Genomic DNA, 24,827 nt, shown 5'->3' with positions numbered 1-24,827 from the left:
CGCCACAGGTTGGTGTGCTGTTGTTGCTTAGAACAGATCGATCGGCGCCGCTTCGTCCGCTGGCAGCGGGCTGCCCGGTGCGACGCCATTGCCCAGCTCGTTGACCGATGGCGGGGTGTCTTCGCTCTTGAACAGTTCGAAGTACGCCCCTGGGGTGCCTGGCGTGGCCGCACGGCCGCTGACCGGGTCGACCCGCAGGCTGAGGATGCCTTCCGGCTCCGGCTGGGTGTGCGGCGGCTTGTCCTTGAGGGCGGCGCCCATGTAGCTCATCCAGATCGGCAGCGCCACGGTACCGCCGAACTCGCGGCGACCCAGGCTTTCGGGTTGGTCGAAACCGGTCCAGACGGTGGTCACGTAATCGGCGTTGTAGCCGGAGAACCAGGCGTCCTTGGATTCGTTGGTGGTACCGGTCTTGCCGGCCAGGTCGGTGCGGCCCAGGGCCAGGGCGCGACGGCCGGTGCCGAGCTTGATCACGTCCTGCAGCATGCTGTTGAGGATGTAGGTGGTGCGGCCATCGACAATGCGCTCCGCGATGGCGGGCGCCTGGGGCAGGCCTGGGGCCGTGGTGGCTTCGCCCGGCGTCGCATTGACCGTAAACGTCTCGGTGGATGGGGCGGCGAGGCCATCGCTGGCCTGCTCACCCGTGGGAACGCGTGGCGGGTTGGCGACGAACAGCGTCTCGCCGTTGCGGCTTTCGATCTTGTCGATGATGTACGGAGTGATCTTGTACCCGCCGTTGGCGAACGTACTCCAGCCGGTGGCGATTTCCATCGGCGTCAAGGTCGCGGTGCCCAGGGCCAGGGACAGGTTGCGCGGCAGGTCCTGCTTGTTGAAGCCGAACTTGCTGATGTAGTCGATGGTGCGGTCCACACCCAATGCCTGCAGCAGGCGGATCGATACCAGGTTACGGGACTTGTACAGCGCTTCGCGCAGGCGGATCGGGCCAAGGAACGTATTGGTGTCGTTCTTCGGACGCCAGACCTTGTCCAGGTACTCATCGACGAACACGATCGGCGCGTCGTTCACCAGGCTGGCGGCGGTGTAGCCGTTGTCCAGGGCGGCGCTGTAGACGAACGGCTTGAAGCTCGAGCCCGGTTGGCGCTTGGCCTGCAACGCGCGGTTGTAGTTGCTTTGCTCGAAGGCGAAGCCACCCACCAGCGAACGGATGGCACCGTCCTGCGGGTCGAGGGACACCAGTGCGCCTTGGGCGGCCGGGATCTGGCTGAACTTGAGCGTGTTGTCCGCCTGGCGCTGGACGCGGATCAGGTCGCCGACCTGGGCAACGTCGGACGGTTGCCGTGGGTTGGCGCCCATGCTGTTGGTATTGAGGAACGGCCGAGCCCATTTCATGGTGTCCCAGGCCACGTGTTCCTCCTGTTCGCCGTTACGGGTCAGCACCTTGATGCCGTCCTTGTCCACCGACGTGACGATCGCCGGCTCCAGGCTGCTGATGGTGCGCTGCTTGGTCAGCTCCAGGGCCCAGGCTTCCTTGGTCTTGCCCGGCAGGCGCGATTCAGGGCCACGATAGCCGTGGCGCTGGTCGTAGGTCATCAAGCCTTCGTGCAGCGCGGTGTTGGCCATTTCCTGCAAGTTGCTCGGCACCGTGGTGGTCACGCGGAAACCTTCGGTGTAAGCGTCGCTGCCATAGCGCCCAACCATCTCGGCACGGGCCATCTCGGCGATATACGGGGCGTTCACTTCCGGTGTCGGTACGTGATAGCTGGCGTTCAGCGGTTCATTGATCGCGGCGGTGTAGTCGGCCTCGCTGATCTTGCCGAGCTTGTACATGCGCCCCAGGATCCAGTCGCGACGTTCCTTGCTGCGTGCCGGGTTGGCCAGCGGGTTGAAGCGCGAGGGTGCCTTGGGCAGGCCGGCGATCATCGCCATCTGTGCCAGGCTCACGTCGCGGATCGACTTGCCGTAATACACCTGCGCCGCCGCCTCGATGCCGTAGGCGCGGTTGCCCAGGTAAATCTTGTTCACGTACAGCTCGAGGATTTCATCCTTGGTCAGCTGCCGCTCGATTTGCAGGGCCAGGAGGATCTCGGTGGTCTTGCGCGAGAAGCTGCGCTCGCTGGTCAGGAAGAAGTTCTTGGCCACCTGCATGGTGATGGTGCTGCCGCCGGACTGGATGTGGCCGCTCTTGATCAACTGGCTGGCGGCGCGCATCAGGCTGCCCGGGTCGACGCCGTAGTGATTGGCGAAGTTATCGTCTTCAGCACTTAGTAACGCATTGATGAAATTGGGGGGAATGTCGGCGAAACGGATCGGCGTGCGGCGCATTTCGCCAAATTCGGCGATCAATTTGTTGTCGCTGCTGTACACCCGCAAAGGAATCTGCAACTGAATACTTCTCAGCGCCTCCACGGACGGCAATCCCGGACTAAGGTAAAGAAAGGCACCGCTCAGGCCCAAGAGCAGTCCGCAGAAAACGGCGACGATGGACCATCCGAAAAATTTCAGCAGACGAATCAAGGCTTTTGGATATCCAGGCAAAGAATGAAAAAGGCGCCAGGTGCAGGGATGGACCCGTGCTTGCAACAAAGCGAAAAAAAACGCTGGGCATTATAAGCATTTTTTTTCGTCGGGAATGCCATCCGGACGTCCGTCGGACCGGTGTGATTGAACGCAATGCATATTAGAGAGTCCGTAACTCACGGATAGTCATAGGGAATTGGTAGTGCTACGACTCTTCAATAAAAAAGCCCATGCGCTTCTGGGGATCGACATCAGTTCGACGTCGGTGAAGCTGCTGGAGTTGAGCCGCCAGGGCGACCGATACCGCGTCGAGTCCTACGCGGTCGAACCGTTGCCAGCCAACGCCGTGGTCGAGAAGAACATCGCCGAGCTCGAAGGGGTGGGGCAGGCGTTGTCGCGTCTGTTGGCCAAGGCCCGGACACCCTTGCGTGGCGTGGCCGTGGCCGTTGCGGGTTCGGCGGTGATCACCAAGACCATCGAGATGGACGCCGGGCTGTCCGACGATGACATGGAAAACCAGCTCAAGATCGAGGCCGATCAATACATCCCCTATCCCCTGGATGAGGTGGCCATTGATTTCGAAGTCATGGGTGTTTCGCCACGCAGTGCCGAGCGCGTCGAAGTGCTGCTGGCGGCGTGCCGCAAGGAAAACGTCGAGGTCCGCGAGGCCGCGTTGGCGCTCGCCGGGCTGACGGCCCGGGTGGTCGATGTGGAAGCTTATGCGCTAGAGCGTGCTTTCGGCCTGCTCGCCAAGCAACTGGCTGCCTCTCAGGAACGGCTGACTGTGGCGGTTGTCGACATCGGCGCCACCATGACCACCCTTAGCGTGCTGCACAACGGGCGCATCATCTATACCCGCGAACAATTGTTCGGCGGTCGCCAACTGACCGAGGAAATTCAGCGTCGCTATGGTCTGACACCCGAACAGGCCGGCCTGGCAAAGAAGCAGGGTGGCCTGCCGGACGACTATCTCAGCGAAGTGCTGCAACCTTTTCGCGAGGCCCTGGTACAGCAGGTCTCGCGGTCCTTGCAGTTCTTCTTCGCCTCGGGCCAGTACAGTGCGGTGGACCACATTTTGCTGGCCGGGGGCACGGCTTCGGTGGCCGGCCTGGATCGGCTGATCGAGCAGCGCCTGGGCACGCCGACCCAGGTGGCCAACCCCTTTACCAACATGGCCCTGAGCAGCAAGGTCAATGCCGGCGCCCTGGCCGGTGATGCGCCGGCACTGATGATTGCCTGTGGGCTGGCCCTCAGGAGTTTCGACTGATGGCGCGGATCAACCTGCTTCCATGGCGCGAAGAGCTGCGTGAAGAACGGCGTAAACGCTTTTTGCTGGCCTTGGTGGGGGCGCTGGTCGGTGCGGTCGGCGTGGTCCTGGTCGCGGTCCGGTACTTCGACAGCGCCATCGACCATCAGGTCGCTCGCAATAGCCATCTCTCCCAGCAGATCGCCGTGCTGGACGAACGCATTAAGCAGATCAGCGAATTGAAGGCCCGTCGCCAGCAATTGGTGGAGCGCATGCGCATCATCCAGGACTTGCAAGGTAACCGGCCGGTCAGCGGGCGCATCTTCGACCAATTGGTGCGGACCCTGCCGGACGGGGTGTATTTCACTGAAGTGAAGATGGAAGAGCGGACGCTCTTGATCAAGGGGGCCGCGGAATCGAACAACCGGGTCTCGGACCTGATGCGCAACCTGGACTCGTCGGACCTGTTCGACACGCCCAGCCTGACGGAGGTCAAGGCTACCACCGCTGGGCAGCTCGACCAGGCCAACGTCTTCCAGCTGACGGTTCGCCAGACTCGCCCGGCCGATGCGGAGGACGCCCAATGAAGCCAGGGGAGTGGTTCGACGCACTGCGCAAGATCGATCTCAGTGACCTGGACACCAACAACATCGGTTCCTGGCCCGCGCCGATCAAGTGGCTGTCGGGTGTCCTGCTGGTGGTCCTGGTGCTGGGGCTGGGCTATAACTTTGCCTTGAGCGACCTGGAGAACCAGTTGCAGCAGGTGCGCGAGGAAGAAAACACCCTCAAGGCGCAATTCGCGGGCAAGGCCCACATGGCTGCGAACCTGGAGCGCTACACCGAGCAGATGAAGCAGATGGAAATGTCTTTTGGTGTGCTGTTGCGGCAATTGCCCAGCGATACCGAAGTGCCAGGCCTGCTGGAAGACATTACTCGCACCGGCCTGGGCAGTGGCCTGGAGTTCGAGGAAATCAAGCTGCTGCCGGAAGTCACCCAGCCGTTCTACATCGAGTTGCCGATCCAGATCACCGTGACCGGCGGCTACCACGACCTGGCGACGTTCGTCAGTGGGGTGGCGGGGCTGCCCCGGATTGTCACGCTGCACGATTTCGAGATCGCACCGATGGAGCCCGAGGCCGGCGCGAAGCTGCGCATGAGCATCCAGGCCAAGACCTACCGGTACAACGAGCAGGAGGCGCAACCATGAGGCCGCTGTGTCGTATCTGCCTGCTGGCAGGCCTGGTTGCGCTGGCGGGCTGCGACAGCGACAACGGTTTCAGCGACCTGGACGCCTACATGAACGAAGTGCGTCTGCGGCCACCCGGCAAGATCGAGCCGACGCCGACGTTCAGGCCCTACGAAACCTTTACCTACAGTGCCGCCAACCTGCGCAGCCCGTTTTCCCGGCAGGTTCGCGTGGACCAGGCTGAACGGCAGCGGGGCTCGCGCAATGTCCGGCCCGATCCGAACCGGGTCAAACAGTACCTGGAAGGCTTCAACATCGAGCAGTTCGAAATGGTCGGTACGATCTCCAATGTCAGTGGCTCCTTCGCGCTCCTGCGGGGCGCGGGCGGGGTGCATCGGCTCAAGGTCGGTGACTATCTGGGGCGTAACGACGGGCGGATCGTCAGCATCAGTGCCACCCAGGTCGATGTGGTCGAAATCGTTCCCGATGGCGAGGGTGCCTGGCTGGAGCGACCACGGACCATTCCTTTGAAAGAGCATTCATAGTGGAATTCGAACAATGAACAGGTTTTTTTCAGCCCTCGGTATTTCGCTATGGATAGCGCTGTTGTCGCCGATGGTTCTTGGGGCCAGCCTGAAGACGCTGGATGTGGCGGCGTTGCCGGGGGACCGTGTCGAGTTGAAGCTCACCTTCGACGGGCCGCCGCCACCACCCCGGGGCTACACCACCGAACAACCGGCCCGGATTGCACTGGACCTGCCGGGCGTGACCAATCAACTTTCCAGCAAGCGCCACGACCTGGGCGGGGGCAATGCACGCAGCGCCACTGTGGTCGAGGCTGGGGATCGTACTCGGTTGATTATCGGCCTTACCCAACTGGCGCCATATGACACCCGGATCGAAGGTAACAACCTGTTCGTGGTGGTTGGCAAGGGCGCCGCCCCGAAGAGCACTGCTCCGAAGAACTCCACCACTCAGCCCCCGCGCCCGGCGGTTGCCAGCGCTGCGCCTGCGAGGGCCAGTGGGCCGGTGGGCAAGGCGATCCGTGGGGTGGACTTCCAACGCGGGACCCAGGGCGAAGGCAACGTGGTGATCGATCTGTCTGATCCGTCCATCGCCCCGGACATCCAGGAGCGCGAAGGCAAGATCATCCTCAATTTCGCCAGGACGCAGTTGCCCGAGCCGCTGCGGGTGCGCCTGGACGTCAAGGACTTCGCTACCCCGGTGCAATTCGTCAATGCCAGCGCCGGCAGCGACCGGGCGACCATCAGCATCGAACCCAGCGGGACTTTCGACTACTCGACCTACCAGACCGACAACAAGCTCACCGTCAGCGTCCGGCCCATGACCGTCGACGACCTGCAAAAACGTAACGCCGACCGGGCGGCCTACAGTGGCGAGAAGCTCTCGCTCAACTTCCAGGACATCGAGGTGCGTTCGGTCCTGCAACTGATTGCCGATTTTACCAACCTGAACCTCGTGGCCAGCGACACGGTGCAGGGTGGCATCACCCTGCGGTTGCAGAATGTGCCCTGGGACCAGGCGCTCGACCTGGTGCTCAAGACCAAGGGGTTGGACAAACGCAAGGTCGGCAACGTGCTGTTGGTGGCTCCGGCCGATGAAATTGCCGCCCGTGAGCGCCAGGAACTGGAGTCGCAGAAGCAGATTGCCGACCTGGCGCCGCTGCGGCGTGAGCTGTTGCAGGTCAACTATGCGAAGGCGACGGACATCGCCAAGCTGTTCCAGTCGGTGACCAGCGCCGAGGCGAAAGCCGATGAGCGCGGCACGATCACGGTCGATGAGCGAACCAACAACATCATTGCCTACCAGACCCAGGACCGTCTCGACGAACTGCGCCGGATCGTGGCGCAACTGGATATTCCGGTGCGCCAGGTGATGATCGAGGCGCGGATTGTCGAGGCTAACGTCGACTACGACAAAAGCCTGGGCGTGCGTTGGGGCGGTTCGATTCAAAACAAGGGCAACTGGAGTTCCTCGGGGGTTACCACGGGCGATTCAACCACTGTCGGCACGCCGGGTAGCACCAGCACCAACCAGCCGTTCGTCGACCTGGGCGCCTCGGGCAATACCTCGGGCATTGGCATTGCCTTCATCACCGACAACGTATTGCTGGACCTTGAACTGACGGCCATGGAGAAGACCGGCAACGGGGAGATCGTCTCCCAGCCCAAGGTGGTGACGTCCGACAAGGAGACGGCAAAGATCCTCAAGGGCACGGAAATTCCTTATCAGGAAGCCAGCTCCAGCGGTGCGACGTCGGTGTCGTTCAAGGAGGCTTCACTGTCGCTGGAGGTGACCCCGCAGATCACTCCAGACAACCGGATCATCATGGAGGTCAAGGTCACCAAGGATGAGCCGGACTACCTGAACAAGGTGAATGATGTGCCGCCGATCAAGAAAAACGAGGTCAATGCCAAGGTCCTGGTCAATGATGGCGAGACCATTGTGATTGGCGGGGTTTTCTCAAATACTCAGAGCAAGGTTGTAGATAAGGTGCCATTTCTTGGCGATGTGCCGTATCTTGGCCGCCTTTTCCGGCGTGATGTGGTTTCGGATAGCAAATCCGAGCTGCTGGTGTTCCTCACTCCGCGTATCATGAATAACCAGGCGATTGCTGTGAGTCGTTGATTCTGTGCGAAATTTGATTCTTGTTGGGCCGATGGGCGCTGGAAAAAGCACCATCGGCCGTTTGCTGGCCAAAGAGCTGCGCCTGCCGTTCAAAGATTCCGACAAGGAAATTGAATTGCGCACGGGCGCCAATATCCCATGGATTTTCGACAAGGAAGGCGAGCCGGGCTTTCGTGACCGTGAGCAGGCGATGATCGCCGAGCTGTGCGCGTTCGATGGCGTGGTGCTCGCCACCGGTGGCGGCGCGGTGATGCGCGAAGCCAACCGTCGGGCGCTGCATGCCGGCGGACGAGTGGTCTATCTGCATGCTTCTGTCGAGCAGCAGGTGGGTCGCACCGCTCGGGATCGCAACCGCCCGCTGTTGCGCACCGCCGACCCGGCCAAGACCCTGCGGGACCTTCTGGAGCTGCGTGATCCGCTGTATCGGGAGATCGCCGACCTGGTGGTGGAAACCGACGAGCGGCCGCCGCGGATGGTGGTGCTGGACATTCTCGATCGCCTTCAGCAACTGCCTCCCCGTTAATGCGCTTGGCGAAATGCGCTATCCTCGACGTCCCGTCGGAACCCGTCCGAGGCGTGGCGGATAGCCATTAATGACGGCAAGCCAAGCTCTTGGGACCTGTGGCGAGGGGATTTATCCCCGTTGGGCATTTCGTTAATCGCAGGCAGGACGCCTGATTCCATCTTTACTGTGGGGACACATGCAGACACTTAAGGTCGACCTGGGCGAGCGCAGCTACCCGATTCATATTGGCGAGGGCCTGCTGGACCAGCCCGAACTGCTGGCGCCGCATATCGCCGGGCGGCAAGTAGCGATCATTTCCAATGAAACCGTCGCGCCCCTGTATCTGGAACGTCTGACCCGCAGCCTGTCGGCCTTCTCGGTCATTTCCGTGGTATTGCCCGACGGCGAAGCCTTCAAGAACTGGGAAACCCTGCAACTTATCTTCGATGGCCTGCTGACTGCGCGCCACGATCGCCGCACCACGGTGCTTGCCTTGGGTGGCGGTGTGATCGGCGACATGGCCGGTTTTGCAGCCGCCTGCTATCAACGCGGCGTCGATTTCATCCAGATCCCCACCACGCTGCTGTCGCAAGTCGACTCGTCGGTGGGCGGCAAGACCGGGATCAACCATCCGCTGGGCAAGAACATGGTCGGTGCTTTCTATCAGCCCAATGTGGTGCTGATCGACACCGCCACCCTCAATACCCTGCCGGCTCGCGAACTGTCTGCCGGGTTGGCGGAAGTCATCAAGTACGGGCTGATCTGCGACGAGCCGTTCCTGGGCTGGCTAGAAGAGAACGTCGACCGCCTGCGCGCACTCGATCAAGCAGCCCTGACCTACGCCATCGAACGCTCCTGCGCCGCGAAGGCCGCCGTGGTGGGGGCCGATGAGCGTGAATCGGGAGTGCGTGCCACGCTCAACCTGGGCCACACCTTTGGCCATGCCATCGAAACCCACATGGGCTATGGCGTCTGGCTGCATGGCGAGGCCGTTGCGGCCGGTACGGTCATGGCCCTGGAGATGTCTGCGCGCCTGGGCTGGATCAGTGAACAGGAGCGCGATCGCGGTATCCGTCTGTTCCAGCGCGCCGGGCTGCCGGTGGTTCCGCCTGAAGAAATGACCGAGGCGGATTTTCTTGAACACATGGCAATCGACAAAAAAGTGATCGACGGTCGTCTGCGTCTGGTGCTGCTGCGCCACATGGGCGAAGCGGTGGTGACCGACGATTATCCGAAAGAAGTTCTACAGGCCACGCTGGGAGCGGACTACCGCGCCCTGGCTCAGCTTAAAGGTTAATAAGATCCGATGACTAGTTTGCATGCCGACGAGGCTTTCCTCGGCCATTTCCAATTGAGTCATGACCCTTTCGCACCGCGGGTCCCGGGCTTCAAGTTCTTTCCTGCACAGCGCAAGCCGGTACTGGGCCAGTTGCATCACCTGGCGCGCTACAGCCAGTTGCTGCTGGTGGTCACCGGTCCCCAGGGTAGCGGCAAGACCTTGCTGCGCCAGGCCCTGGTGGCCAGCACCAACAAGCAGTCCGTGCAAAGCGTGGTGGTATCGGCCCGTGGCGCCGGCGATGCAGCCGGTATATTGCGTCAGGTGGCCCAGGCGCTGAACGTCGCGCAGGCCGAAATCGGTGCAGTTCTCGATCAGATCGTGCAACTGGCGCTGACCGGGCAGGAAGTCTATCTGCTGGTGGACGATGCCGAGCAGCTCGACGAGTCGGCCCTCGAGGCCCTGCTGGCCTTGGCGGCCGGAGCGCCAGAGGGTCGCCCTCATGTGTTCCTGTTCGGTGAGTCGTCGCTGATCGCTGATCTGGAGCAATTGAACCTTGAGGAAGAGCGCTTCCACGTCATCGAGTTGGCGCCCTACACCGAGGAAGAAACGCGTGAATACCTGGCCCAGCGTCTTGAGGGGGCGGGCCGGGGTATCGAACTTTTCACCGCCGATCAGATCTCTGAGATTCACGAAAGCTCCGACGGTTGGCCTGGCAACATCAACCAGGTCGCCCGCGATGCTCTGATCGAAGTCATGATTGCCAGCCGCTCAGCGGTGAAGCGTCCAAGTATGGGGTTCAACATGCCGAAGAAACACGTATTGGCAATTTCCGCCGTCGTCGTGGTCGCGGTTGCCGCCGCCTGGCTGATGCCGGGGCGCACCAAGGCGCCTACCACGGGTACCCCTGCCAACGAACAGGCGCAACTGCCTCTCGGCCAAGGGACGCCGCAACCCAACGGGGGTGCGCCGGCAGTGGAATTCGCCGGCAACACCCAGCCGATGCCACTGCCGCTGGTCGGCCAGTCGCAACCGGTCATGCGTGGCCCGTTGGCTGAAGCGGCCGGTGGCATCACCGAAGGCGACGACGGCGCAGCGCCACCGGTCGACGACAGCAGCGACGTGCCGCCGACCGTGACCACCACCGCACCGCCTGTGGGCGTGCCGGCCGGCCCTGCCCCGACGCCTGCCCCGGCCGCCAAGCCGACTCCGGCACCCACCCAGGTGGCCACCGCCAAGCCTGCCCCGGTTCCAGCGCCTGCCGCCAAGCCGGCGGCACCAGCGCCCGCAGCCAAGCCTGCTGCTGCCCCGGCCAAGACCGCGGGCGGTAGCTGGTACGCTGGCCAGGCACCGGGCAACTACGTAGTGCAGATCCTCGGCACCAGCTCCGAAGCCGCGGCACAGAACTTCGTCAAGGAGCAGGGCGGCGAGTACCGCTATTTCAAGAAAGTCCTCAACGGCAAGCCGCTGTATGTCATCACCTACGGCAGCTTTGCCAACCGTGATGCAGCCGTTTCCGCCATCAAGGCCTTGCCAGCGAAGGTTCAGGCTGGTAAACCTTGGCCTCGCACTGTCGCCAGCGTCCAACAGGAACTGGCAGCAACTCGCTGAAGATTCGGCGGCCTTACCCAGGCCGCCTCTCCCGGCAACCTCAAAATTTCCGCAGGGGCGGGCGACCTTTCAGGCCGCGCGCCTTGTGGTGTCTGCGTCACAGTAGTGTTTGAGTCGTAGCGGTCGAACCCAAAAAAGTTTTGACTAGCACAGCATATAGCTTTAAACCTTTCACAAATGCGACATGGATTTGCGACAGTTCGTCGTCAAATTTGTGAGCCTCTGTGTCGGTGTGTACAATGACCTCCCTTTTGCCCCCGCAAAGCTGGCGTACGTTCGGCGCGGCATGCAACTGGTTGAATTGAAAAGAAATTTGCCTCGATTAGAGGCAGCCTGGTGAGAAAGTGTCTATGAAAGCAGGTCTGTACCAACCAGATGAATTCAAGGATAACTGCGGTTTCGGCCTGATAGCTCATATGCAGGGCGAGCCCAGCCACACCCTTTTGCAAACGGCCATTGAGGCCCTGACCTGCATGACCCACCGTGGTGGGATCAACGCCGACGGCAAGACCGGCGACGGTTGTGGCTTGCTGATTCAAAAGCCCGACGAGTTCCTGCGTGCCATTGCCCAGGAAACGTTTGGCGTGACCCTGCCCAAGCAGTACGCCGTGGGCATGGTGTTCTTCAATCAGGACCCGGTGAAGGCCCAGGCGGCTCGCGAAAACATGAATCGCGAGATCCTGGCCGCCGGCCTGCAACTGGTCGGCTGGCGCAAAGTGCCGATCGACACCAGTGTCCTCGGCCGCCTGGCGCTCGAGCGCCTGCCGCAGATCGAACAGGTATTCATCGCTGGCGAAGGCCTGAGCGACCAGGACATGTCGATCAAGCTGTTCAGCTCCCGTCGTCGTTCGTCCGTGGCCAATGCCGCCGACACCGATCACTACATCTGCAGCTTTTCCCACAAGACCATCATCTACAAAGGCCTGATGATGCCGGCGGACCTCACCGCCTTCTATCCGGACCTGAGCGACGAGCGCCTGAAAACCGCGATCTGCGTGTTCCACCAGCGCTTCTCCACCAACACCCTGCCGAAATGGCCGCTGGCCCAGCCATTCCGCTTCCTCGCCCACAACGGCGAGATCAACACCATCACCGGCAACCGCAACTGGGCCGTGGCCCGTCGCACCAAGTTCGCCAACGACCTGATGCCCGACCTCGAAGAACTCGGCCCGCTGGTCAACCGCGTGGGTTCGGACTCCTCAAGCATGGACAACATGCTCGAGTTGATGGTGACCGGTGGCATCGACCTGTTCCGCGGCGTGCGCATGCTGGTGCCGCCGGCGTGGCAGAACGTCGAGACCATGGACCCGGACCTGCGGGCCTTCTACGAATACAACTCCATGCACATGGAACCGTGGGATGGCCCGGCCGGTATCGTCATGACCGACGGTCGCTACGCCGTGTGCCTGCTGGACCGTAACGGTCTGCGGCCGGCGCGCTGGGTCACCACCACCAACGGGTTCATCACCCTGGCTTCGGAAATCGGCGTCTGGAACTACCAGCCCGAAGACGTCATCGCCAAGGGCCGCGTAGGCCCGGGCCAGATCTTTGCCGTGGACACCGAAACCGGCCAGATCCTCGACACCGACGCCATCGACAACCGTCTCAAGTCCCGTCATCCATACAAGCAATGGCTGCGCAAGAATGCCCTGCGCATCCAGGCGACCATGGAAGACAACGACCACGGTTCGGCGTTCTACGACGTCGACCAGCTCAAGCAGTACATGAAGATGTACCAGGTGACGTTCGAAGAGCGTGACCAAGTGCTGCGTCCGCTCGGCGAGCAGGGCTACGAAGCGGTCGGCTCCATGGGTGACGACACGCCGATGGCCGTGCTGTCGCAGCGCGTGCGCACGCCTTACGACTATTTCCGCCAGCAGTTCGCCCAGGTGACGAACCCGCCGATCGACCCGCTGCGCGAAGCGATCGTGATGTCCCTGGAAATCTGCCTCGGTGCCGAGCGCAATATTTTCCAGGAGTCGCCGGAGCATGCCTCGCGGGTGATCCTCAGCTCGCCGGTCATTTCCCCGGCCAAATGGCGCTCGCTGACCAATCTCGACCGTCCGGGCTTCGCGCGCCAGGTCATCGACCTGAACTACGACGAAAGCGTCGGCCTGGAAGCGGCGATCCGCAACGTTGCCGATCAGGCGGAAGAAGCCGTGCGCGCCGGTCGTACCCAGATCGTGCTGAGCGACCGTCACATCGCGCCGGGCAAACTGCCGATCCACGCCTCGCTGGCCACCGGCGCGGTGCACCATCGCCTGACCGAAAAAGGCCTGCGCTGCGACTCCAACATCCTGGTAGAGACCGCCACCGCCCGCGATCCGCATCACTTTGCGGTGCTGATCGGTTTCGGTGCCTCGGCGGTGTATCCATTCCTGGCCTATGAAGTGCTGGGCGATCTGATCCGTACCGGTGAAGTGCTGGGCGACCTCTATGAGGTCTTCAAGAATTACCGCAAGGGCATCACCAAGGGCCTGCTCAAGATCCTGTCGAAGATGGGCATCTCGACCATCGCCTCGTACCGTGGCGCGCAACTGTTCGAGGCCATCGGCCTGTCGGAAGAAGTCTGCGAGCTGAGCTTCCGTGGCGTGCCGAGCCGCATCAAAGGGGCGCGTTTCGTCGACATCGAAGCCGAACAGAAAGCCCTGGCGGCCGAAGCCTGGAGTCCGCGCAAGCCGATCCAGCAAGGCGGCCTGCTGAAGTTCGTCCATGGTGGCGAGTACCACGCCTACAACCCGGACGTGGTCAACACCTTGCAAGCCGCCGTGCAGCAGGGCGACTACAGCAAGTTCAAGGAATACACCTCGCTGGTGGACAACCGTCCGGTGTCGATGATTCGCGACCTGCTCAAGGTCAAGACCCTCGACACGCCGTTGGACATCAGTGAAATAGAACCGCTGGAGTCGGTGCTCAAGCGCTTCGATTCGGCCGGTATTTCCCTGGGTGCCTTGTCCCCGGAAGCCCACGAAGCCCTGGCCGAAGCCATGAACCGCCTCGGTGCGCGTTCCAACTCCGGCGAAGGCGGCGAAGACCCGGCGCGCTACGGCACCATCAAGAGCTCGAAAATCAAGCAGGTGGCCACCGGTCGCTTCGGTGTGACGCCGGAATACCTGGTCAACGCTGAAGTGCTGCAGATCAAGGTTGCCCAGGGCGCCAAGCCCGGCGAAGGCGGCCAGCTGCCTGGCGGCAAGGTCAACGGCCTGATCGCCAAGCTGCGCTACGCGGTGCCTGGCGTGACCCTGATCTCGCCGCCGCCGCACCACGACATCTACTCGATCGAAGACTTGTCGCAACTGATCTTCGACCTCAAGCAGGTGAACCCCAAGGCGCTGGTCTCGGTGAAACTGGTGGCGGAAGCGGGCGTTGGCACCATCGCGGCCGGCGTGGCCAAGGCCTATGCCGACCTGATCACCATCTCCGGCTACGACGGCGGCACCGGCGCATCGCCGCTGACCTCGATCAAGTACGCCGGTGCACCGTGGGAACTGGGCCTGGCCGAAACTCACCAGACCCTGCGCGGCAACGATTTGCGCGGCAAGGTCCGGGTGCAGACCGACGGCGGCCTGAAAACCGGCCTGGACGTGATCAAGGCCGCCATCCTCGGCGCCGAGAGCTTCGGCTTCGGCACCGCGCCGATGATCGCCCTGGGCTGCAAATACCTGCGCATCTGCCACCTGAACAACTGCGCCACGGGCGTGGCGACCCAGAACGACAAGCTGCGCAAGGACCACTACATCGGTACCGTGGACATGGTGGTGAATTTCTTCACCTACGTGGCCGAAGAAACCCGTGAGTGGCTGGCGAAGCTGGGCGTGCGTTCGCTCGAAGAGCTGATCGGCCGTACCGATCTGCTGGAAGTGATCGAAGGCCAGACCGCCAAGCAGCATCACCTGGACCTGACCCCATTGCTGGGCAGCGATTACATTCCGGCAGACAAGCCACAGTTCTGCCAGGTTGATCGCAACCCACCATTCGACAAGGGTGAGCTGGCCGAGAAGATGGTCGACATGGCCGCTGCGGCGATCAACGACCTGAGCGGTGCCGAGTTCGACCTGGATATCTGCAACTGCGACCGTTCCATCGGCGCACGGATCTCCGGCGAAATCGCCCGCAAGCACGGCAACCAGGGCATGGCCAAGGCGCCGATCACCTTCCGCTTCAAGGGCACCGCAGGCCAGAGCTTCGGCGTCTGGAACGCCGGTGGCCTGGACATGTACCTGGAAGGCGATGCCAACGACTACGTGGGCAAGGGCATGACCGGCGGCAAGCTGGTCATCGTTCCGCCCAAGGGCAGCGTCTACAAGACCCAGGACAGTGCCATCATCGGCAACACCTGCCTCTACGGCGCCACAGGCGGCAAGCTGTTCGCCGCCGGCACCGCAGGCGAGCGTTTTGCCGTGCGTAACTCCGGGGCCCACACTGTGGTGGAAGGCACCGGGGATCACTGCTGCGAGTACATGACCGGTGGTTTTGTCTGTGTGCTGGGCAAGACCGGTTATAACTTCGGCTCTGGCATGACTGGTGGTTTCGCCTACGTGCTCGACCAGGACAACACCTTCGTTGACCGGGTCAACCACGAACTGGTGGAAATCCAGCGGATCAGCGGCGAGGCGATGGAAGCCTATCGCAGCCACCTGCAAAACGTGCTGAACGAGTACGTCGCGGAAACCGACAGCGAGTGGGGTCGTGAACTCGCCGAGAACCTCGATGACTACTTGCGCCGTTTCTGGCTGGTCAAGCCCAAGGCTGCCAACCTGAAGTCGTTGCTTTCCAGCACTCGTGCCAACCCGCAGTGATATGCGCCTGAAGAGTTTGATGAGGTTTTAACAATGGCTGAACGTCTGAATAACGACTTCCAGTTCATCGATGTCGGGCGCAAGGATCCGAAGAAGAAACTGTTGCGTCAACGCAAGAAAGAGTTTGTGGAAATCTACGAGCCTTTCAAACCCCAGCAGTCGGCCGACCAGGCCCACCGCTGCCTGGGTTGCGGTAACCCGTATTGCGAATGGAAGTGCCCGGTGCACAACTTCATTCCCAACTGGTTGAAACTGGTGGCCGAGGGCAACATCCTCCAGGCCGCCGAGCTGTCCCACCAGACCAACACCCTGCCGGAAGTCTGCGGCCGGGTGTGCCCGCAGGATCGCCTGTGTGAAGGTGCCTGCACCCTCAACGACGGTTTTGGCGCGGTGACCATCGGTTCGGTGGAGAAATACATCACCGACACCGCGTTCGCCATGGGCTGGCGGCCGGACATGTCCAAGGTCAAACCGACCGGCAAGCGCGTGGCAATCATCGGTGCCGGCCCGGCGGGCCTGGGCTGTGCCGACGTGCTGGTGCGTGGCGGCGTGACCCCGGTGGTGTTCGACAAGAACCCGGAAATCGGCGGCTTGCTGACCTTTGGCATCCCCGAGTTCAAGCTGGAAAAGACTGTGCTGAGCAATCGTCGCGAAGTCTTCACCGGCATGGGCATCGAGTTCCGCCTGAACACCGAGGTGGGCAAGGACGTGACCATGGAGCAACTGCTCGAAGAATACGATGCGGTCTTCATGGGCATGGGCACCTACACCTACATGAAGGGCGGCTTTGCCGGAGAGGACTTGCCGGGCGTGTACGATGCCCTGGATTTCCTGATCGCCAACGTCAATCGCAACCTGGGCTTTGAAAAGTCGCCGGAAGATTTCGTCGACATGAAAGGCAAGAAGGTGGTGGTGCTCGGCGGCGGCGATACGGCGATGGACTGCAACCGCACCTCGATCCGCCAGGGCGCCAAGTCGGTGACCTGCGCCTACCGTCGTGACGAAGCCAACATGCCCGGTTCGCGCAAAGAGGTGAAGAACGCCAAGGAAGAAGGCGTGAAGTTCCTCTACAACCGCCAGCCGATCGCCATTGTCGGCGAAGACAAAGTCGAAGGCGTGAAGGTGGTCGAGACCCGTCTCGGCGAGCCGGACGCCCGTGGCCGCCGCAGTCCCGAGCCGATCCCCGGTTCCGAAGAAATCATCCCGGCCGACGCCGTGGTCATCGCCTTCGGCTTCCGCCCAAGCCCGGCGCCGTGGTTCGAGCAGTTCAGCATCCAGACCGACAGCCAGGGCCGCGTGGTGGCTCCGGAACAGGGCCAGTACAAGCACCAGACCAGCAACCCGAAGATCTTCGCCGGTGGCGACATGGTCCGTGGTTCAGACCTGGTGGTGACGGCCATCTTCGAAGGCCGCAATGCGGCGGAAGGGATTCTGGATTACCTGCAAGTCTGACCGCTGTTGATCGTTCCCACGCTCTGCGTGGGAATGCAGCCCGGGACGCTCTGCGTCCCCCTTGGAACGCGGAGCGTCCCTTGAGACATTCCCACGCAGAGCGTAGGAACGATCAGTTAAACCGCGACAAATTGCCCCGATAGATAAAAGGCACGGCTCTTGCCGTGCCTTTTGCGTCGCGCTCTGAGAAAATGCCCGCACTTTTTTTCCGGATGCCGACATGACTGCCCTGAAGAACGACCGTTTCCTTCGCGCCCTGCTCAAGCAACCCGTTGACGTCACCCCGGTGTGGATGATGCGCCAGGCTGGTCGCTACCTGCCGGAGTACCGCGCCAGCCGCGCCAAGGCCGGTGACTTCATGAGCCTGTGCATGAACCCACAGTTCGCCTGCGAAGTGACGATGCAGCCGCTGGATCGCTATCCGCAGCTGGACGCGGCCATCCTGTTTTCCGACATCCTGACCATTCCCGATGCCATGGGCCAAGGCTTGTACTTCGAGACCGGCGAAGGCCCGCGCTTCAAGAAAGTCATCAGCACCCTGGCCGACATCGAGGCCTTGCCGATTCCCGATCCGCAGAAAGACCTGGGCTACGTCATGGACGCGGTCAGCACCATTCGCCGTGAACTCAATGGTCGCGTGCCGCTGATCGGTTTCTCCGGCAGCCCGTGGACGCTCGCGACCTACATGGTCGAAGGCGGTTCGTCGAAGGACTTCCGCAAGACCAAGGCGATGCTCTACGACAATCCGCAAGCCATGCACCTGTTGCTGGACAAGCTGGCCCAGTCGGTCACCGCCTACCTCAACGGCCAGATTCTGGCCGGTGCGCAGGCCGTGCAGATCTTCGATACCTGGGGCGGCAACCTGTCGGCGGCGGCGTACCAGGAATTCTCCCTGGCCTACATGCGCAAGATCGTCAGTGGCCTGATCCGCGAGCACGAGGGTCGCAAAGTCCCGGTGATCCTGTTCACCAAGAACGGCGGCCTGTGGCTGGAAAGCATCGCCGATGCTGGCGCCGACGCCCTGGGCCTGGACTGGACCTGCGACATCGGTAACGCCCGCGAGCGTGTCGGTCACAAGGTTGCCCTGCAAGGCAACATGGACCCGACCGTGCTTTACGCCAAGCCTGAAGCCATCCGCGCAGAAGTCGGGCGCATCCTGGCCAGCTATGGCAGCGGCAGTGGCCATGTGTTCAACCTCGGCCATGGCATCACCCCGGAAGTCGACCCGGAACACGCTGGGGCCTTCCTGCGGGCGGTGCATGAGTTGTCGGCGCAGTACCACCAGTAATCGTTTTCCAGCGTCAGCCAGCCTGTCCGGACCCGTGCCGGACAGGCTTTTTTTCGCCTGTTTTTTATTTGTTAAATGTAAAGCGTCAGTTGTTTTGTCTGATGTGTCTGTTTGTTTTTGTTTGATAGTTATTTCTGTTCGTAAGAAGTTTCTCAAGCTATGTAAGAGAAATAGCTTCAGAGATCATTCCTTCTATTTTGAGAGATTTTTCCTACATAGGAACTGTTCAACTTTCTATAAGGTTCGGCGCTTGTTAGGTCTGGCGCTGAACGATCCGGCGCGCCTTTCAAGATGACGGTGATTCGTCTTTTCAATCTCGATGAGTAGTCTGGAACTTATATGAAAAATAACTTCAATAAGGGCAATGTATTAACGGGGTGTGCTTCGTCGTTAGTGCTGTTGTCGGCCATGGTGGCGTCCCAAGGTGTGCATGCACATGGTTTCGTCGAAGTGCCGCCTTCTCGTGCGCTGTTGTGCCAGAAAGGTGTCAACCTAAACTGCGGTGGCGCGCAATACGAGCCGCATAGTACCGGCGAGACCTTCAAGGGCTTCCCGAATGGAGCCGGTGGTGGGCCACTGCAAGGCCCTATCGACGGCAAGATCGCCAGCGGCGGCAACGCCAACTTCTCCGCTCTTGATGCGCAATCGGCTTCGCGCTGGCACCTGACCGAAATCAGGGACCGCAACATTACCTTCCAATGGAAATACGACGCAGCGCACCGGACGAGCAAACACGAATACTTCATTACCCGCGACGGTTGGAAGCCGAACCAAGCGCTCAAGCGCTCCTCGTTCGACAGCACGCCGTTCTGTACGGTGGATGGCGGTCATCAAATTCCGGTAAGCGGTGCCCCGCACAACTGCGTCATTCCTGACAGTAAATCGGGTCATCACGTCATCCTCGCCGTCTGGACAGTGGGCGACACGGATAACGCGTTCTACAACCCGGTGGATGTGAACATTCTCGCCGAAGCCGCATTGCCGGGCGGCTGGTTGCCGGTGGGCAGCATTACGCCATCGACTCCGTTGCTGGCGGGTGACAAGGTCAAGGCCCGTGCATTCTCCGCCACCGGCGAAAATGCTGAGTACAGCGTAGAAATCAGTATCGACAACGCTGAAGAAGGCAAGCCTGAGAATTGGTCGTTCAAACTGGCCGAAGCCATTAACACCCATGCCCTGATTCGTGCCGGTATTCGTGGTGAAGACGGCAATATCGCGCCGGTCAAAGGTACCAACAGGCTGTACGCCCAGAAAGAAAGCGGTGTGACTGGCTATCAAGTGCAGTTGGACATGCAGGAAGACGCCAGCGCCAGCATGGAAATTTCTTCCCTGCAGCCAGAGTACGTGCTCGATAAAGGTCGGGTCAGCATGGCGTTCACCGCGCAGACAAACCGCCGAATGAACCTCGAAGCCGCACTGTTCGATGAGAAGAACAAGCAGGTCGGTACCGTCAGCCAGGCCGTGGGTGAAGGCAGTACCGGCCTGAGCCTGGACGTGCGCAGCGCCCCGGGCGCCCACACCCTGACGCTGGTGGGCACCACCGAAGATGGGCGTACCACGCGCCAGGAGACCCAGACCGTCACCCTGACCGGTGAGGGCGCCGGCATCGAGTACGACTTCGTGTTCCCTGAAGGCATCAGTGACTACACCGCCGGCACGAAAGTGCTGCAGCCCAAGACTGACGAAGTCTTCGAGTGCAAGCCGTTCCCGGCGTCCGGCTACTGCAAGCAGTACAGCCCGACCTCGAACGGTTTTGAACCGGGTGTCGGTGCCTCCTGGCAAAGCGCCTGGGACAAGCTGTAAGTCCTGACAGGCATGGCTTCAGGCGGCCCACCGGGTTGCCTGAAGCCTTCAAGCGAGGGCGCGATGATGCATTCCAATTATTCCAAGCGACGGGTGCTGCTGCACTGGCTGTCGGCGGTGATTATTTTATGGACGTTGGTGTCCGGTTTTTATGTGGCTTTCAACCCGGTGTCAGCTTCGACCGAACACTGGATCGGCTCACTCAATGTGTCGTTGACCACGCTGTTCATTCCGTTTTTCGTGTGGCGGGCCTGGCTGTTTTTTTGTGAGCTGGAGCCCCGTGGGGCAGCGCTTTCATTGAACAAGAAGCTGGCCTTGGTGGTGCATGCGCTGATCTACCTGACCATCAGCGTCGTGCTGGTGACCGGCGTACTGATGATGAAAAGCACCATCAGTGTCTTCGGCCTTGTTCGCTTTCCTCAACCATTGGCTGATCCGGCGCTGATCGAACTGGCCAACACCCTCCATAGCCTGTCTTGCGTGGTGCTTTCGATGCTGATTGCGCTGCACCTGTGCGCGGTGCTCTGGCATGAGTTTTCCGGGCGCAGGGTGGTACGACGAATGTCTTTCGCCAAGCCAGCTGGCGCGATGAGCCGGAGAGCGCAAAGGTGAGCCTGTCTTTCCTTGGCCGCCGCCTGCCGAGACTGCTGCTGGTGCTCGTGCCGCTGCTTTACGGGATATTGCTGGCCGGACAAGAGTGGCGCTTTCACCAGGGTTTGGGTCGTGATGTGCCGGTGCCGGCGGACCCGCCGATGGTTCCGGTTCGTGACCTGCCCAACGTGCAAGCCGTGGCGACCGTGCTTGGCCTGGCGCCTGAAGGTGCCCAGGCGCCAAGCGCCGAACCGATTACGTTGCAGGCCAGTTTTGTCGCCGGCCAAGGTTTGTCGCGGGCATTGTTGGCGGACGCCGCCGGCCCGCGCATTTACCAGGTGGGTGAGCGCTTGCCCGGTGGCAGCGTGCTGCGTCGGGTCGAAGCCGGCCATGTGACGTTGTGGCGCAACGGACGTGAAGAGCGCCTTTCCCTGCAACAAGACGCCAAGCCCTTGCTGCGCCGATTGACCCCCGAAGACGGGCACCATGCCACGCTTGTTTCCACGCAATACCTACGCCCGGTGGCCGGGCAATCAGAGTGATCGAATTCATGAACAGCTTTATCCGGGGCCGTGTAGCACGCGTCCTGTTCGGCCTTGCAGTGGTGTGTCCACTGACGTTTCCCGTTTCGCTGCGAGCCGAGGAGGCCCAGTGGCAACTGGCGATGAACAACGCGGAACTGCGCGACGTGGTCGAGGAATTCTCGGCGATCCTGGGCAAGACCGTGGTGCTCGATCCCCGGGTGTCAGGGCGCATTACGGTCATGTCCCGTCAAGCGCTGGACCGCGAGGGGGTACGTCGGTTGTTCTATTCGGTACTCGATGCACACAACTTCACCGTGATCGACGAAGGCGAGCGGATCCTGATCACCCCGGTCAGCGATGCCAAGACGCGTGCCGGTATCGCCGACGAACAAAGCGCCACACCGTCGCAGTTCATCACCCGGGTCCTCGACCTGCAATCGAGTGTCGCTGCCGACGTCGCCGGGCTGATCCGCCCCTTGGTATCGGCCAATGGTTACGTCGGCCCTTCGGTCTCGTCCAACGCCTTGGTGGTCACCGACACGGCGGCCAACGTCCAGCGCATCGCCGGCGTGGTGCAACGGTTGGATTCAGGACGCAACCGCAATCACGTGGTGGTGCGCTTGAAGCACGCCCAGGCCGGGGACATCGCCCCACTCGTGGAAGCCTCCGGCGGCAAGCGCGAGGGGGAAACGGCGGGCGTGGTGATCGCCGATGCCCGCAGCAACCGGCTGGTGATCATCGGCGCGCCAGCGGTGCGTCAACGCCTGGTCGACCTGGCCCGGACCCTGGACGTGCCGGCAGCCGCTTCCCAGGACAACGCGCGGGTCATCCGTCTGCGTCACAGCGATGCCAAACAGTTGGCCGAGGTCCTGGAAGGTGTCGGGCAGGATAGGAAAACCACCCCGGTCCTTGCTGGCCAACGGGAAACCGCGGGGTCCAGCCCCTTCAGGATCAAGGCCGATGAAAGCCAGAATGCCTTGGTCATGATCGCCGAGCCGGCCCAGGTCCGCATCATCGAGAACATCGTCCGGGAGCTGGATCAACCCCGGGCCCAGGTGCTCATTCATGCGGCCATCGTCGAGGTGAGCGGAGATATTTCCGAAGCGCTGGGGGTGCAGTGGGGAGTCAAGAGCGGCAGCGCGACAGGTGGCATCAATTTCCCGGGAACTGACATTCCGATCGTCGGCCTGGACTTCAATAAGCTGGATAAAAAGACTGAAGGCGCATTCCTGCGGCTGGGCGGTGACCGCTTCAGTGCACTGGTTTCGGCGCTGGCGAGCGATACTCACAGCAACCTGCTTTCCACCCCCAGCCTGCTCACCCTGGATAACCAGGAAGCGGAAATCATCGTGGGCCAGAACGTCCCGTTCAAAACGGGTTCCTATGCCACCAGCGGCAACGGTGCGGACAATCCGTTCACCACCGTGGAGCGCAAGGACGTCGGCATCAGCCTCAAGGTCAAGCCCTACATCAACGAAGGCTCGACCTTGCGCCTTGAAGTCGAGCAGGAAGTTTCGGACATCGCACCGTCTGTTTCCGGAGTCGATTCCTCCGATCTGATCACCAACAAGCGCGCCTTGAAGAGCACGATCCTGGCGGACGATGGCGAGATCATCGTGATCGGCGGCCTGATCCGCGACAGTGTCCGCAGCCAGCAAAGCGGTGTGCCGCTGCTGCGCAGTATTCCCTACTTGGGCGCGTTGTTTCGCTGGAACCGCGACACCCAGACCAAAAGCAACTTGATGGTGTTCCTGCGCCCGACCATCGTGCGTAGCAGCGAAGACCTGGCCGATGTGAGTCGCCAGCGCTACGACGCGCTCCGGGAACTGAGCAGGCCCGGCTCGCGGAAAAACAACTCGCTGCTCTTGCCCCGGGATGCCCGCCAGTTGTTCGACTCATCCAAGGATGCATCAGCGGCCGATTCGCAACAGCGTGCGGGGGCCTTGTGACTGAACCGCAGGCCCCGTTGCCCTTTGGTTTCGCCAGACGTTTCGGTGTGCTGCTCGAAGGCGAGGGGCCGACCTTGAGCCTGGTGATGCGCGGCGACACGCCCCTGACCGCCGTGGCCGAAGTGCGGCGCCTGTGCGGGCGGGATTTGCCCATCCAGGTGCTGGAACCGACGCTGTTCGCCGCGCGCCTGGCCAGCGTCTATCGCCAGGGCCAGAGTGCCGCCGAGCAGGTGGCCCAGGGCCTGGACGAAGAGCTGGACCTGCTCAGCCTGGCCGACCAAATGCCGCAGACTACCGACTTGCTGGAGCAACAAGGTGATGCGCCGATTATCCGGCTGATCAACGCGCTGCTCAGCGAGGCAGTCCGCGAACAGGCCTCGGACGTGCACCTGGAAACGTTCGAGCAATACCTGTCGGTGCGCATGCGCATCGACGGGCAGTTGCAGGAAATGCTGCGCCCGCGCCGGGAACTGGCGAACTTGCTGGTGTCGCGGATCAAGGTCATGGCCCGTTTGGACATCGCCGAAAAGCGCGTACCCCAGGATGGGAGAATGGCCTTGCGCCTGGCCGGCCATGAAGTCGATGTACGGGTCTCCACGTTGCCTTCGGCCCATGGCGAGCGCGTGGTGTTGCGCTTGCTCGACAAGCAGGCCGGGCGTTTGGACCTGCATCGCCTGGGCCTGCCCGACGACACCCTCGCCGACCTGCGGCTATTGCTCGGCAAACCCCACGGCATCGTGTTGGTGACCGGTCCCACGGGGTCGGGCAAGACCACCAGCCTGTACGCGGCCTTGAGCAGCATCAACGACCAGAGTCGCAACATCCTCACCGTCGAAGACCCCATCGAATATCACCTGCCGGGCATCGGCCAGATGCCGGTCAACCCGAAGGTCGACATGACATTCGCCCGTGGCTTGCGGGCTATTTTGCGCCAGGACCCGGACGTGGTGATGGTCGGCGAGATACGCGACCGCGAGACCGCCGAAATCGCCGTCCAGGCGTCGCTGACGGGCCACCTGGTGCTCTCGACCCTGCACACCAATACCGCCGTCGGCGCGGTCACGCGGTTGGTGGACATGGGCGTGGATGCGTATCTGCTGGCGTCGTCCCTGGCCGGCATCGTCGCCCAGCGCTTGTTGCGGGCCTTGTGCCCGTCCTGCAAGACGCCTTATGTGGCCGACGCCGCTACGTGTCGGCGCCTGGGCCTCGATGCCGGTGCCGCGCCCCGGTTGTTCAAGGCCCAGGGCTGCGAGCAATGCCAGAAGGGTTATCGCGGACGCTTTGGTATCTATGAGTTGGTGAATGTCAGCGCCGCCCTGTCGCAACTGATTCATCAGGGCGCCACCGAGCAGGCGCTGGCCGCCGAGGCGCGCAAGACCTCCCGCAGCCTGTTTCAGGACGGTCGCCAGCGGGTGCTGGAAGGCCTGACCAGCGTCGACGAACTGCTGCGCATTACCCAGGAGGATTAGC

Annotated in this window: 17 protein-coding genes; 16 read left to right on the top strand and 1 reads right to left on the bottom strand. The window is 61.9% G+C overall.

The window, feature by feature from the left end; all coding sequences use genetic code 11:
- Nucleotides 1–27: 27 nt before the first annotated feature.
- The gene (locus V7773_RS11945) at nt 28–2,472 is read right to left on the bottom strand and encodes a penicillin-binding protein 1A (protein ID WP_170862058.1); all 2,445 of its coding nucleotides are present in this window, start codon (nt 2,470–2,472) and stop codon (nt 28–30) included.
- Between the two features lie 208 nt (nt 2,473–2,680).
- Here V7773_RS11945 and V7773_RS11940 point away from each other — a divergent pair, with 208 nt between their 5' ends.
- The 16 genes from V7773_RS11940 (at nt 2,681) to gspE (ending at nt 24,826) form a co-directional block, all read left to right on the top strand.
- Entirely contained in the window at nt 2,681–3,745 is a 1,065-nt protein-coding gene (locus V7773_RS11940; protein ID WP_063323306.1) for a pilus assembly protein PilM, read from the top strand.
- Nucleotides 3,745–4,311, top strand: a complete 567-nt coding sequence (locus V7773_RS11935; RefSeq protein WP_336073548.1) for a PilN domain-containing protein — start codon at nt 3,745–3,747, stop codon at nt 4,309–4,311. Before V7773_RS11940 ends, V7773_RS11935 begins: the two co-directional genes overlap by 1 nt.
- Nucleotides 4,308–4,931, top strand: a complete 624-nt coding sequence (pilO, locus tag V7773_RS11930) for a type 4a pilus biogenesis protein PilO (RefSeq protein ID WP_063323304.1) — start codon at nt 4,308–4,310, stop codon at nt 4,929–4,931. Before V7773_RS11935 ends, pilO begins: the two co-directional genes overlap by 4 nt.
- Nucleotides 4,928–5,455, top strand: coding sequence for a pilus assembly protein PilP (locus V7773_RS11925; RefSeq protein ID WP_336073547.1), 528 nt, complete (start codon nt 4,928–4,930; stop codon nt 5,453–5,455). Before pilO ends, V7773_RS11925 begins: the two co-directional genes overlap by 4 nt.
- 13 nt (nt 5,456–5,468) lie before the next feature.
- On the top strand, nt 5,469–7,559 hold the full coding sequence (gene pilQ / locus V7773_RS11920) for a type IV pilus secretin PilQ (protein ID WP_336073546.1): 2,091 nt from the start codon (nt 5,469–5,471) through the stop codon (nt 7,557–7,559).
- A 4-nt stretch (nt 7,560–7,563) separates the two neighbouring features.
- Nucleotides 7,564–8,082 (top strand): shikimate kinase AroK, encoded by a 519-nt coding sequence (gene aroK / locus V7773_RS11915; RefSeq protein WP_003196983.1) that lies wholly within the window; start codon nt 7,564–7,566, stop codon nt 8,080–8,082.
- Nucleotides 8,083–8,260: 178 nt separating this feature from the next.
- On the top strand, nt 8,261–9,361 hold the full coding sequence (aroB, locus tag V7773_RS11910; protein ID WP_063323301.1) for a 3-dehydroquinate synthase: 1,101 nt from the start codon (nt 8,261–8,263) through the stop codon (nt 9,359–9,361).
- A 9-nt stretch (nt 9,362–9,370) separates the two neighbouring features.
- A complete protein-coding gene (locus tag V7773_RS11905) occupies nt 9,371–10,951 on the top strand; it encodes an AAA family ATPase (RefSeq protein ID WP_092146782.1) in 1,581 nt (526 codons plus the stop codon).
- Between the two features lie 350 nt (nt 10,952–11,301).
- Complete coding sequence (gene gltB, locus V7773_RS11900) at nt 11,302–15,750, top strand: glutamate synthase large subunit (protein ID WP_063323299.1); 4,449 nt, start codon at nt 11,302–11,304, stop codon at nt 15,748–15,750.
- A 33-nt stretch (nt 15,751–15,783) separates the two neighbouring features.
- Complete coding sequence (locus V7773_RS11895) at nt 15,784–17,202, top strand: FAD-dependent oxidoreductase (RefSeq protein WP_003196992.1); 1,419 nt, start codon at nt 15,784–15,786, stop codon at nt 17,200–17,202.
- 220 nt (nt 17,203–17,422) lie between these two features.
- Nucleotides 17,423–18,490, top strand: a complete 1,068-nt coding sequence (hemE, locus tag V7773_RS11890) for a uroporphyrinogen decarboxylase (protein ID WP_336073544.1) — start codon at nt 17,423–17,425, stop codon at nt 18,488–18,490.
- Between the two features lie 339 nt (nt 18,491–18,829).
- Complete coding sequence (gene gbpA, locus V7773_RS11885) at nt 18,830–20,293, top strand: N-acetylglucosamine-binding protein GbpA (RefSeq protein ID WP_092146780.1); 1,464 nt, start codon at nt 18,830–18,832, stop codon at nt 20,291–20,293.
- A gap of 66 nt (nt 20,294–20,359) precedes the next feature.
- A complete protein-coding gene (locus tag V7773_RS11880) occupies nt 20,360–20,905 on the top strand; it encodes a cytochrome b (RefSeq protein WP_336073606.1) in 546 nt (181 codons plus the stop codon).
- Nucleotides 20,902–21,426: a type II secretion system protein N gene (locus V7773_RS11875; protein ID WP_092222321.1), complete on the top strand. Its 525-nt coding sequence runs from the start codon at nt 20,902–20,904 to the stop codon at nt 21,424–21,426. The genes V7773_RS11880 and V7773_RS11875 overlap by 4 nt, the downstream gene beginning before the upstream one ends.
- An 8-nt stretch (nt 21,427–21,434) precedes the next feature.
- Complete coding sequence (gene gspD / locus V7773_RS11870; RefSeq protein WP_336073542.1) at nt 21,435–23,357, top strand: type II secretion system secretin GspD; 1,923 nt, start codon at nt 21,435–21,437, stop codon at nt 23,355–23,357.
- Nucleotides 23,354–24,826, top strand: a complete 1,473-nt coding sequence (gene gspE, locus V7773_RS11865) for a type II secretion system ATPase GspE (protein WP_092146775.1) — start codon at nt 23,354–23,356, stop codon at nt 24,824–24,826. Before gspD ends, gspE begins: the two co-directional genes overlap by 4 nt.
- The last annotated feature ends 1 nt before the right edge of the window (nt 24,827 follow it).

The sequence above is a fragment of the Pseudomonas sp. 3JA genome, from assembly GCF_036961705.1.
Taxonomy (GTDB): domain Bacteria; phylum Pseudomonadota; class Gammaproteobacteria; order Pseudomonadales; family Pseudomonadaceae; genus Aquipseudomonas; species Aquipseudomonas fluorescens_Q.
Note: the sequence above shows the minus strand (reverse complement) of the source record. Positions and strands in the feature narration are given on the sequence as shown.